The sequence below is a fragment of the Companilactobacillus sp. y65-5 genome (genome assembly GCF_057541095.1).
Genome location: NZ_BAAJOA010000006.1, coordinates 161,379 through 173,702 on the forward strand (window position 1 = coordinate 161,379; position 12,324 = coordinate 173,702).

The window sequence follows — 12,324 nt, forward strand, 5'->3', positions numbered from 1 at the left end:
ATATTACTGAAAGTTCCATGCATAGACTGATTCAGATAGTTCCTGAGTACCGACTTTGATAGTCCCGACACGATACAGTTCTGCTCCAAATAGCTGATAAAATTTTTTAGTAGGATTGGCAGATAGAACTTCAACTAAGACTTTTTTATGACCTAATCTCTGGAAATATTCCAATCCTAGCATCAATAAGGCCTTACCTATCCCACGATGTTGATACGCTTCTAACAAATAAATGGCGCCTAAAGAGGCTTGTTCATGTTTGATCTCTAAGCGTATATAGCCGACGACTAGACCTGACTCTGTATCCACAAAAATCTTATTGTTTGGATCATTAAGGTGATTTTTCCATTTTACAATCAATTCACTCAGATCCATAGTATCCAAAAAATCGCTATCTACGAGCCCCTCGTAAGTCTCTTGCCAACTGACCAAATTAACCTTTGCGAGCGCTGTAACATCTTCTAGGTTGGCTTCTCTGATCATTTTACTTGATCATCCTAGTGACGACCTTTTGATACAGTCCCGGCATCGTCCTACCGATGGCAACGATAGCATGGTCAGTAAATGAATTGAAGTATCGACGTTTAGGCTTAACATCAGTCGCAGCTTTATAAAATACTTTGGCTAGATCTTCTGAAGTGGCACTGATTTCTTGACCACTCAATAAATCACCCAATTTATTGACTAGTGATTCGTATGGAGAGTTCTCAGATAAGTTCTTGCGTGCATTGTCGATCGCTACTGTGCTCCATTCTGACTGGGTGCCACCGGGTTGAACGACGACTGAACGAATCCCGAATGGTTTTACTTCCAAGTCTAAGACGTCACTCCACATATCTAAGCCAGCTTTAGTAGCATGATACCAACCACCGAGTGGTGTATAAATATCGCCACCGATCGATGAAATATTCACGATCCGCCCACTTCCTTGACGTCGCATAACAGGTAGGACTAGCTTCGTCAGCATATCTACCCCAAATAGGTTGACGTCGAATTGTTTCTTGGCATTTTCAGTTGGAATCTCTTCAATCGGTCCAAATTCACCATAACCAGCGTTATTAACTAAGACGTCGATCCGACCTTGTTCTTTAACTGTTCTATCCACTAATTCACGCAATGATAGCTTGTCAGTAACGTCTAATCTTTGCGTATGGATGCCGACTTCCTTGAGGTCTTCTAACATCTCAACTCGACGGGCACCACCGTACACTTCAAAACCGTGTTCATTAAAATACAGAGCTGCCGCATGGCCCATCCCTGATGATATTCCTGTAATAATCGCAACTTTATTCATAATCATGTCTTCTTTCTTTTAAGAACAATCGTTCAGTTATTAATTAAATAAAAAGTCGAATCTAATCGACTAGACTATTTTTGACTAAAAGATCCAACAGCTCCGTTAATTCCGCGTCAGGAACTGATTGGCCCTTTTTAAAATAATATTCAATTACTTGGATCAATGGCGACAATAGAATCGCAAACAAGATAACCGGATCGTTAGTGACCCAGCGGCCATTACTAACACCATCCTCGTATAGATCAGTCACAGGTTTAGCTATCTGTTCGGAAGCTATCAGGACCTTAGGATCGACTAGATTACTATTGGATTGTACCGCTCTAATAAAATTGGCCTCTAGTGGATGTGCAATAAACTTCTTAGCAAAATGTTCCAAGACACTTCTAACTAGTTCATCGTACGGCTTAGTCTGGTCCAATTTAGCGGTCAAACCTTCATCAGTCATAGTCTTAACTTCCAGGTAGATCTTGCCCAACATATCCATCTTATTCTCAAAGTAGACATAGATGGTCGCCTTACTGACCCCGGCTCTCTTGGCGATCTTACCGATCGAAAGGTTAGTTATCCCCTCTTCACAGGTCACCTCAAAAACTGCTTGGACTACTAATTTTCTCTTTGTTTCATCTATTTTTCGCATAGCCATATACTAAACGCTCGTTCTTTTAATGTCAATAAATTTCTAAAAAAAATATGCTATGATAGCCTTAATAATAATTATAGAAAGGATCGAATCTATGACGAAGGGACTATTACTAGTTAATCTCGGTTCTCCTACTGCACCCACACCGGAGGCTGTCAAACCATTTTTACGTGAATTCCTAGGCGACCAAAATGTCGTCGAGATGCCTAAGGCGCTGTGGTACCCGATCTTACACGGCATGATCTTGCCATTCCGCTCTAAGTCTTCCGCTGAAATGTACCAACAAATCTGGGAAGATACAGGCTCTCCTGAAATTTATTATACTAATAAAATACTACATGAAGTCAGACGCCTACTGCCTGACTGGATCGTTGAAACTGCCATGACTTATGGTGAACCTGATATCGTTGAGACGCTGCACCAGATGTACGCTAGTGGCTGTGAAAATACGATTGTCCTCCCCTTGTTCCCTCAATATACCAAGAGTACACATGATACGATAATCGCTAAGGCGAAATCTGCCAACGTGCCGATCACTATCATCAAAAAATTCTTCAATGAGCCAGAATACATCAATATTTTGGCGCGAAAGATTCAAGAAGAATGGGACCAAGATGATTACGATCAACTAATCTTCAGTTATCACGGCATTCCACAAGCCATGGTCAAGCACGGTGACCCTTACCAAGCTGAATGTCTGACAACGACTGCTGCTACTGCTGCCAAGTTGAACATCCCTGAAGATAAGATCATGACCGTCTTTCAATCCAGATTCGGTCCTATGCCTTGGCTACAACCTTATCTCCATCAGACCTTACCTAAGTTAGCTGCAGCTGGTAAGAAGAACGTCTTGATAGTTACACCGTCATTTGTTGCCGACTGTTTAGAGACACTGGAAGAAGATGGCATTAGAAATCGTAATACTTTCAAAGAAAGTGGCGGTGATAAATACCAACTAGTTCCACCAATGAATGACGACGTAGATTTCAGCGCTTTTATCGCTGAACTGGCCGTTAAATATGACAATAAAAAAGTTGAGAATTAATTTTCTCAACTTTTTTTATGCTTAATTTACATTTATCTCAGTAATGATTTTCGTCTTATCAGGATCGATCTCATCATCGTCAAAAATTATCTCACCGATCGATTCAGCTTTGATCTGACCACTGATAGGATTCTTGACGCTGATAATATCTGAAGTTATTTCAGCATCAATGTCCGAACAATATTCAAAGGCCAAGTCAGTCTCTAATAATCGACAGTCTTTCATCACCAAATGGTCGATGTAGCACAATCCCTGATCACTCTCGATCAGACAATTGATCAGCGTCAGGTTCTTCGTATTCCAACCTAAATACTCTCCGTTGATGGTCGAATCATAGATGGTCACATTCTCACAGTTCCAAAAAGCATCTTTGGAAACAAAAGTAGAATTATGAACTTCAATATTTTTAGCACCGTCAAAAATATAATTTCCGATAAAACTAGAATCGTCTACACGGATATTTTGACTATTCATCCCAAAATAATCACCGTTAGCCTGAACCTGATTCAAGCTGATATCTTGGCAACTCCAAATCGTCTCTTCTGCATCAGAAAAATGAACGTTGTTCAATTCAATATTTTTGCAACGACGAAAGAGCTTGGGTGCTTGTAGTGCACTGTTAGTTATCTTGATGTCATCGGTATACCAGATGCCAGAACGTGACATGGTTTCAAAGATCGAATTGTCGACGGTGACTTGCTTGCTGTACCAAAGCGGGTATTTCCATTTAAAAATAGTATTATCGATCGCAATATTTTTAGATTCTTTAAGAGGTGACTCACCTTCGCCGAAGGTTGTATTAGAGATCACTGCGTCACGTTCACCGAATAATGAACGCTCTCCAGTAAACAATTTATTTTTGTAATCCGTCATTTATATACTCCTCCATGTTATTACATGTATTATTTAACACCTTGAAGTGAACTTTAATGCAAGAAGTATTTCAACTAATATATTCCTTCAAGCGAAAACTGCAGTATAGCTTGAATCTAGTATTGGCATCTTTCAAATCTAATCCTGTTAAATCCTCTATTCGTTCCAAGCGGTTGTGTAATGTATTGCGATGGATGAACAAGACACTTGCGGTCTGGGACAAATTGCCATCCTCCTGCAAGTAACTCAAGACCGTGGCCATCAGTTCCGTGTCATTCGCATCATCATATCGCTCCAGCGACTGTAATGCCGGATTGATGAAGAATGGCAACATGGCATCGTGGTGGATCTTGGCTAACATCAGTTCAAAATACTGATCTTCACAAAATACCACGGCTGAATTTTTACGGCCAAATTTGAGCGTTCGTTGACAGACAGTATAAGCTGCCTTAGTATCTGTCGGTTTGGTATAAAAATTCGATACAAAAATATTGCAATGAGCACGCTGGGCTACTTCTGACAGTAATTTTTTAAACTTAGCACTGTTGTAGTCACTCAGTGAGAGTGAGAGAAGTGCCAGACAGTGATGCTGATAAATCGTCGATAGCATCTGTGGGAAGTGCGCACCTAGACCGTGTTTTAGCTGTTGCTGAATGCCCGACAATGACTGTTTTGATAGCGGTTCGCAGGACAGTAAGACCATCTCCTCTGGCAGTGGGACTTGTTGACTAGCAAACATATTCTCAACATTGATCGACTGTTGCTCCGTCAATAAGACATTCAACAACCGGTCTCGATTGGATTCAGTGGGCGCGCTGAGATGGTTCTTGATGATCTGACTGACTAGTACCTTACCGACCTTAGGTAGTAATCCCTTGGACTTGTCGTTAAATGACGACTGGTCATCAAACATCACTAAGAATCCTATCAGTTCATTCTTACTATACAGGTTAGTCACTTGTCGATGAAATGGTGATTCTGAACAAGGCACATCATAAACGACTTGATTGTAGTGTGACTTCGTACGAACGATCTCTTTGACTGATCGAATGAAGTCATAACTACAATAGCCCTGTTTGATGATATCGCTCCACAAAGGATCAGGAAAACCATACACGTCCGATGACATCAGTACTTGATACCGAGGGTCGATCACCATCAGGGTATTACCCAACATCTCGGCAGCACGATTGATGCTAGTCTGTGGATCATCAGTCACCGCATTCATCGCCAAATTAGTGATTGCGATATTTTGATTTTGGACTTGTTCTAAAATCGTATTAGCTTGATTAAAAACTTGGATCAGTGGTTCATTACTCAGAACATTGTCAGTTTGATTGACTTGGCAAGGACAGAGGACTACCGCCGAATTTTTGGAATCTTCATCCGCAAAACTCATCAATTCTAAAGGCCCATCTGCCTGATCCTTTCCGATGTACATGATGTCCGAATTTTTTTGCTGAATCTGTTTTGGCTTAATCTGAATCCGCTTGATATCAGTTTCGCCAGCAACGTTGATATGACCGATTACAAAATATTGGGATAGATCGTTAATAAATTCACTAAACTGCATTTTTATCACGCTTTCTTGAACCATTCAGATTTACCAATTAATTTTTCTAAATAAAGAGTACAGCTAAAACGTTGTTATATCAAGACACTTATGCACAATGCACAGTTAAACCAATTTAATTGTATTCACCAAGTATCTTTATACTAGCAACGCTCTAGTTTATTGTAAAGACGGTAATGAAAACGTTTCTACGATAAGGAGGCACTTTAAATGACCCAATTTAAGAAAATGTTCACAAATGGTCATATTGGAAAACTAGCATTAAAGAACCGGATTGTTTTTCCAGCCATGGGCGTATCATTAGCTGAATTAAATGGTGAAGCAAGTGACGATATTATCCGCCACTATGAAGAACGTGCACGTGGAGGTGTTGGTCTGATCATAACTGAGATCACACGTGTTGACGATGAAACTGGCGTTGGAACCTACAAACAACTTGCAGTTACTGACCCTAAGGTCATCCCTCAACTACAAAGACTAGCTGATACAGTTCACAAATATGATTGCAAAATTTTTGTGCAATTACATCATCCCGGTCGTGAGACTAACGAGAGTCTGATCGGTGGCAAGCAAATGATCTCCGCCTCAGCTATCGCGGATAAATTTGTCAAACAAGTTCCACGGGCAATGACAACTGATGAAGTTACAGCTATGGTCAAAAAATTCATCAAAGGAGCTGTCATCGCCAAAGCAGGTGGAATCGATGGTGTCGAGTTACACTGCGCACACGGCTACCTACTGAATCAATTTATTTCGCCATATTCAAATCACAGAACTGACCGTTATGGTGGTAGCTTCCACAACCGTCTGAGAATCGTACAAGAAATTATTTCTGGTATCAAGTTCATGTGCGGACAAGACTATCCTGTCAGTGTTCGTATCTCTGCTGATGAATTCGTTGATGGTGGTCTGAAGATCGACGATACCGTTAAGATTGCTAAGACACTTGAGAGTTATGGTGCCGATGCTATCAACGTCTCCAGTGGTATCTACGAGAGTGCTCCAACTATCATCGAACCCGGCTCATATCCACAAGGATGGAAGAAGAATCTTTCGACAACGATCAAACAAAACGTCAGTGTGCCTGTGATCGCAGTTGATAATATCAAGACACCAGAATTCGCTGAGCAACTACTTGAAGAAGATGCCTCCGACTTCATCGGTATCGCTCGTGCAAGTCTTGCAGATCCCGCTTGGGCATACAAAGCACGCACTGGACAATCCGATCAAATCACTACTTGTATCGGTTGTCTCCTCTGCTTCCAAGCTTTGAGTGAGGGCAAACATGCGATCTGTGCCGTCAATCCACGAGCCGGACGTGAGAGAGAATTCTCTGCACTACCTAAGAATGGCAATGGTCAAACAGTTGCCGTCATTGGTGGTGGACCCGGTGGTATGGAAGCTGCCAAGACATTAGCTGACCGTGGCTTCAAAGTAGCCCTCTTTGACAAGCACGAACATCTCGGTGGCACACTCAACCTTGCTATCGTTCCTCCACTAAAAGACAAGATCGAATTGTTCAGAGACCATCTGATCAATCAAGTCAATAAGAGAGAAAATATCGAACTACACCTGAACCAAGAAGCTACCGTAGCTACTATCCAAGCACTCGATCCAGTCGGTGTATTCTTAGCCTCAGGCGCTAAACCAATCATCCCTATGCTTCCGGGTATGGATGGTAAAAATGTCGTTACAGCTGAAGATTATCTTGCAGGTAAGGCCAAAGTAACTGGCAATGTAGTCGTAGTCGGCTCAGGTATGACGGGTCTAGAAACATCTGAAAAATTACTCGAAGAAGGACATGCAGTTACTATCGTTGAAAAGCAAAAAGCTGTGGGACCGGGTATGAACCCTACACTCTTGATGGACGAAATGACACGTCTCAAGAAACTTGACCCAACTATCTTAGTCAACAAGCAAATGGTCGGTGCCGGTGAAACTGGTATCAAGGTTATGGACAGTATCGATCACGGTTTGACAGGAATTCCAGCTGACACTGTAGTTCTTGCGCTAGGAGTTACACCTGACACAACTGATACTGAGCCATTCACGACTGTATTTGATACTGCCAAGTTGATCGGTGACGCTAGTTCTAGTGGTCAGATCGCCGATGCAATGAAAGATGGTTATACCAAAGCTTATGTTTTCGAACCTGAAATGTGCTAGGAAGGAGAAGTAAAAATGAAGGATTTCAAAGATAAAGTAATGTTTCTGACAGGTGCCGCACACGGATTTGGTACAGAGATAGCCAAAGAAGGCGCTCGCCGTGGAATGAAACTAGCTCTGATAGATATCGATGAGCCTGCACTCAAACGCGTTTACAAGGAAGTCGCCGATATGGGCGCTCAAGTAGAAATGATCCCAGCAGACGTAACCAAAGAAGACGATGTTGACAAAGCCGTCAAGCAGACGATGAAGAGATTCAAGCAGATCGACTTATTGATCAATGATGCTGGTATCGCTCTACCCGGTCGAGTATGGGAGTTACCAAGCCGTGATTGGGAATGGATCATGCACGTTAACTTGATGAGCCAAGTCTACTCAATGCAACGTATCATCCCTATTATGTTGGAACAAAAGACCCACTGTGCCATCTTGAACGTGTCCTCAATCGCCGGTTTGATCGATACACCGGGAATGCCTGCATATCACGCAAGTAAATTCGCTAGTGTCGGGATGACTGAAGCAACGGCTTATGACTTGCAACGAATGAACGCTGATATTGAAATGCACGTCATGTGCCCAGGATTCGTACAAACTGACTTGTATCATACTGAACAACACAGACCAGCACAATATACCGATACCACCGATCCATATTACAGTAGCGACGCTTTCAAAGGTGGACAAAAAGTCGCTGAATTCGTTATCAAGAATGGTATGCCGATCGATTCGATCGCTTTGACCGTCTTCCAAGCTCTCGAAGATGACGAGTTCTATATTCTAACGCATCCCGTATTCAATACTATGATCGGTGATCGTGTAAAGAGAATCGTTAACGGAGATAAACCAGACGTACACGTTATGGATGGATTAATGTAGGAGGTCAAAAATATGGCAAGCTTCTTAGTATCAGATGATGACGTAAAGAATTTCTTAACATTACCACGAATGGACGATCAAGAAGGATTGATGTTCGCATATGCTGCACCAGAGAAGGTTTTGAAGAAATTATTGCCAAAACCTCTTAAATTGGTTGCTCCAGTAGTATGTGGATATACCGTTCAAATGGGTAAACCAAGTTTTGGCGGCACGTACATGGAGGCCGTCCTCTATGTCCTCGCCAATTATAACGACAAGATGATCGGTGCTTATCCGTTCAATCTAATGCTTCACGGACCAGGGGCTGAAGAGGCCGTAATCGCTGGACGTGAAGGTGCCGGCATTCCTAAGAAATTAGCCGACCACATGGAGATCAGAAGAAATGACAATTCCGCTACTGCCAAAGTCGTTCGTCATGGAACTACCTTGATGGAATTAGAGTGGGAAAAAGGCGAATACAATGACGAGAAGTTGGGACATCAAGTCTTCGACGCACAATCAGTGCTCAATTCTCAAGCCGAGACTGCTAGTTTCTTCTATACTTGGGACATGGATCAAGTTGAAGATGGTAGCAATGCTTTCTCAAACGTCAAATTAGTCGCAACAGAAAGTACGACCGTGACTGATAGCTTCGAGCCAGGTAAGTTGAGTATCAAGTTGAACTCAACTAGTGATGATCCCTTCGGCGAGTTAGAAGTGCTCAAGCCATTGGGTGCAGCTTGGTATCACGTTGATACATCTGTAATGCACAATACTTTGAAATTAGCAGATGTTGACGCAAAAGAAACCATGCCTTACTTACTGACAGGACGTTATGACAGAAGTATGATGAATCCCAAAGCTAATACCTTTATCGTTTAAATGAACGCAAAAGTGGACCTGAAACGTTAGTTTCAGATCCACTTTTTTGTCTATTTACTGGTATCGATACTATTTTTAAGATCCGTCAGTGAGCCGTCATTTGAGAGCGTCTTATATTGTTGGTAGACAGAATACCAGTTACCATTACCTACCGCTTGACGTAAGTTGTCATATTTACTGTCGGAGAAAATTTTTTTAGCGACTGTATTGGCTTGTGATTCAGACAATGATGAATTTTGGCTCAGTATTTTGGCGGCCTTATTCCTATCACTTGCCGATTGGATAATATCCGCCATTTTTGTTTTCCTCAAGGCCTTCATCGCCTTGTCCACCTTCTTGTCATGACTAGGATCGCCATTCTTGGTAGAATCTACTTTTTTGATGAGTTCACTTTTGACCACCTTGTCCGATGGCGTGTCATTACCACCACTGATGTTTCTGACAGTATTGTTGATTGGGAAGAAAAAGACTACCCCTAGCACTAACAATAATAAAATAGTAATTATCACTGCCCAAATCGTTTTCTTTTTTCTACTCCGTGATCGCCTGTGATATCGTTCTTGACGCAATTCTCTCACCTCTTAGCTTACGTATAATTAATGTTCCAATCATACCACGGTTAAGTAATCAGTTGTTATATTAACTTGATATATAAAATTAGAACAAAATTTATTTTGTTAGCCATTGGTTGATCCATAATTAGTCAGATTCATGTACTGAAATAATATCAACGTATAATTGATTTATTTTATTATTCCATTCCAACCTAGAAATGACCCCTTTACCCTCAAAATGTTTTTCATATTCAATATTTCTTAATCTAATAACTAGCATAGGTATCTTTTTAACACAGTCAATGAAGCTCCCATCATCTAATTGATACGTACTATCTAACTCATAGTCATAACTAGTGATATAAGGTTCCGCATAGTCTATATGGATCTCCAATGCTTTTATAATATAACTTATCTCGTGTCGAACAAAAAGCCACACGAAACCTGTAATAAGTAAAACTACCAGTGTAAGAATCCCAGCAATTATTAGTATATTTCCTATGAATGGCAAAAACATGAGGCTTTTATGAAGTGCGATAACTATAATCAGGAAATATAAAATGATTAAAATTATCGAACTGGATAATAAAACTAACATGAAGAATAGTAGCTTTATCATTAGCCTAATACATTCTGAGAGCACTAAACTACTTGTTCGCAATCTATTAACCCTTCTAAGATTATCTCCATCAGTTGATTGCCTAAGAGATTCTATCAATACAGGGTATCTGTACAAATCGAAAAAAATATCATTGCTAATTTTGGATTGTACGCTATCAACAGTATTCAATGTCTTACACCCACTAATTCGCTGGAATGATCATTCTGAATTTTTGATCCGCTTCTGCAATTTCAGGATCACGTTTTGTATCATAACGTGATAAACAAATTTCAGCCTGCCCAATCTGTTGCCGACGTATATTACCCGCCTCATATTGAGAAATAGAAAGTAATTTAGTTTTTGGACTTAACTTGAATCGAATGACTGTATTAGTTTGATCTATGTCATTAACGTCAACTATATAATATTTTTGTTCATTAATATCTACATAATCAACTCTACAATCTAAGTTTTTGATAACAGTTTCCATCTTCATCACCTCATATTTTTTGGTGCTTTTATTTATAACTTCTTTAATAATATCAGTAAAAAGTATAATTTCGAATCGTAAACAATACGATAAACAATAAACTTTATATTTTTAAACCCCTAATCCATTGGACCTCTCTTTTATCAGTTTTATTTACGTAAACTAACAAAAAAATACCTAGAACAATTTGTCCTAGGCTTCCTACTTATACTTAATTTTCATTCAATATCGAACTCGTAGCTTTAGCCAACTGTTCCACTAGTGCTTCACCACTAGCTTGGTCACTGTTGCCATAGGTCATCACTGCAATAGTATAACCACTGTTGTCACTTCCAACGTGCCCAATGCTATTAATGATCCAGCTACCGTCCAGACTCAACCAGCCGTTCTTCAATTGCGATTCACTGCTACCAGCAGACACGCCCCAGCTCTGATCACTGGCCGTATTAGCCATCAGCGTCTTGATGTAATTTTGTGAAGTGGTTGATAAATAATCGGACGAATAAAAAATATTATTCAATAATTTCAACTGGTCATTGGCAGTAGTAGTCGTCATACCCCAGGCACTGTTGGCGCTGGAATCCTTCATATTCAAGTTAGTGAATAGTTCATTCAACCCGTCGGCCCCACCTAAAACATTTTGGAACAAATAGGTCGCGGCAGTATTGTCACTATTTTCAATCATTTTAACCGCATATTCTTTATCTGTTTCACTCAAAGTAGTGCCATTTTCTTGGGCGTTATGCAATATCTGTGCTAGGATCGCAACCTTTACAATGCTGGCAGTATTGTAAGTGCCCGAACCGTTGTTAGTTAATGTGTAAGTTTGCTTGGCGTTCTTATCATAAACTGCAATTTTGACCGAACTATCAGTTTGAGATAAAATTTTTCGCCATTTAGCTATCAACTTCTTTTTAGTAGCATTAGAGGAACTGCTATTGCTCGAATCGTTGGATTGAGCCGCTTGAACCGCTTTTTCAGTAATGTCGTTCGTTCCTGCATTAACTTTGATACCAACGACAACTGCGACTACTATCAAGGTTATTAAAGTAGCAACTCTAATAAACCTATTTTTGGATTTTTTTCTTTTCCTCATGAATATCCTTCTCCAGAAGATCATCCAAGAAACCCGCATTTCTCAGATGATATAATCTTTTTAATATTTTAGCTTTTCTGTGAATTTATTGTTACGTTTATTTATTGAAATAGCCAAACTTGAGACAGATCTTAAAAGAAAAAGAGCACAAAAAAAGGAAGGACAATGTCCTTCCTTTTAGAATTGCGTGGCAGCTTCCTATCCTCGCGGGTAGTTTCCCACCAACTACTTTCGGCGTGAAGAAGCTTAACT

12 protein-coding genes are annotated in these 12,324 nt (G+C 40.4%); 4 read left to right on the plus strand and 8 right to left on the minus strand.

The window, feature by feature from the left end:
* Positions 1-3 precede the first annotated feature (3 nt).
* The 3 genes from AC27FM_RS10940 to AC27FM_RS10950 all read right to left on the minus strand — a co-directional run bounded on the left by AC27FM_RS10940 (position 4) and on the right by AC27FM_RS10950 (position 1,940).
* A complete protein-coding gene (locus AC27FM_RS10940; protein WP_487088236.1) occupies positions 4-483 on the minus strand; it encodes a GNAT family N-acetyltransferase in 480 nt (159 codons plus the stop codon).
* 1 nt (position 484) lies between these two features.
* Complete coding sequence (locus tag AC27FM_RS10945; protein WP_487088237.1) at positions 485-1,294, minus strand: SDR family NAD(P)-dependent oxidoreductase; 810 nt, start codon at positions 1,292-1,294, stop codon at positions 485-487.
* Positions 1,295-1,355: 61 nt separating this feature from the next.
* Positions 1,356-1,940 (minus strand): TetR/AcrR family transcriptional regulator, encoded by a 585-nt coding sequence (locus AC27FM_RS10950; protein ID WP_487088239.1) that lies wholly within the window; start codon positions 1,938-1,940, stop codon positions 1,356-1,358.
* A 91-nt stretch (positions 1,941-2,031) separates the two neighbouring features.
* On the opposite strand from AC27FM_RS10950, the gene hemH reads away from it, so the two are divergent.
* The gene (gene hemH / locus AC27FM_RS10955) at positions 2,032-2,982 is read left to right on the plus strand and encodes a ferrochelatase (RefSeq protein WP_487088241.1); all 951 of its coding nucleotides are present in this window, start codon (positions 2,032-2,034) and stop codon (positions 2,980-2,982) included.
* 21 nt (positions 2,983-3,003) lie between these two features.
* Here the strand turns inward: hemH and AC27FM_RS10960 are convergent, their stop codons facing one another.
* Positions 3,004-3,855 (minus strand): DUF3737 family protein, encoded by an 852-nt coding sequence (locus tag AC27FM_RS10960; protein WP_487088243.1) that lies wholly within the window; start codon positions 3,853-3,855, stop codon positions 3,004-3,006.
* 70 nt (positions 3,856-3,925) lie between these two features.
* Positions 3,926-5,428, minus strand: coding sequence for a PucR family transcriptional regulator (locus AC27FM_RS10965; RefSeq protein ID WP_487088245.1), 1,503 nt, complete (start codon positions 5,426-5,428; stop codon positions 3,926-3,928).
* A gap of 210 nt (positions 5,429-5,638) precedes the next feature.
* Here AC27FM_RS10965 and AC27FM_RS10970 point away from each other — a divergent pair, with 210 nt between their 5' ends.
* The 3 genes from AC27FM_RS10970 to AC27FM_RS10980 are packed head-to-tail and all read left to right on the plus strand — an operon-like array spanning position 5,639 to position 9,331.
* Positions 5,639-7,594 (plus strand): oxidoreductase, encoded by a 1,956-nt coding sequence (locus tag AC27FM_RS10970; protein WP_487088247.1) that lies wholly within the window; start codon positions 5,639-5,641, stop codon positions 7,592-7,594.
* A gap of 15 nt (positions 7,595-7,609) precedes the next feature.
* On the plus strand, positions 7,610-8,470 hold the full coding sequence (locus AC27FM_RS10975; protein ID WP_487088249.1) for an SDR family NAD(P)-dependent oxidoreductase: 861 nt from the start codon (positions 7,610-7,612) through the stop codon (positions 8,468-8,470).
* 12 nt (positions 8,471-8,482) lie between these two features.
* Positions 8,483-9,331, plus strand: coding sequence for an acetoacetate decarboxylase family protein (locus AC27FM_RS10980; protein WP_487088251.1), 849 nt, complete (start codon positions 8,483-8,485; stop codon positions 9,329-9,331).
* A 50-nt stretch (positions 9,332-9,381) separates the two neighbouring features.
* On the opposite strand, the gene AC27FM_RS10985 is transcribed toward AC27FM_RS10980, so the two are convergent.
* The 3 genes from AC27FM_RS10985 to AC27FM_RS10995 form a co-directional block, all read right to left on the minus strand.
* Positions 9,382-9,900 carry a hypothetical protein gene (locus tag AC27FM_RS10985; protein WP_487088252.1) on the minus strand — a complete coding sequence of 173 codons (519 nt, stop codon included), beginning with the start codon at positions 9,898-9,900 and terminating at the stop codon, positions 9,382-9,384.
* Positions 9,901-10,688: 788 nt separating this feature from the next.
* Positions 10,689-10,976 (minus strand): hypothetical protein, encoded by a 288-nt coding sequence (locus AC27FM_RS10990; RefSeq protein WP_487088254.1) that lies wholly within the window; start codon positions 10,974-10,976, stop codon positions 10,689-10,691.
* Positions 10,977-11,187: 211 nt separating this feature from the next.
* Positions 11,188-12,072: a serine hydrolase gene (locus AC27FM_RS10995; protein ID WP_487088256.1), complete on the minus strand. Its 885-nt coding sequence runs from the start codon at positions 12,070-12,072 to the stop codon at positions 11,188-11,190.
* Positions 12,073-12,324: the final 252 nt, after the last annotated feature.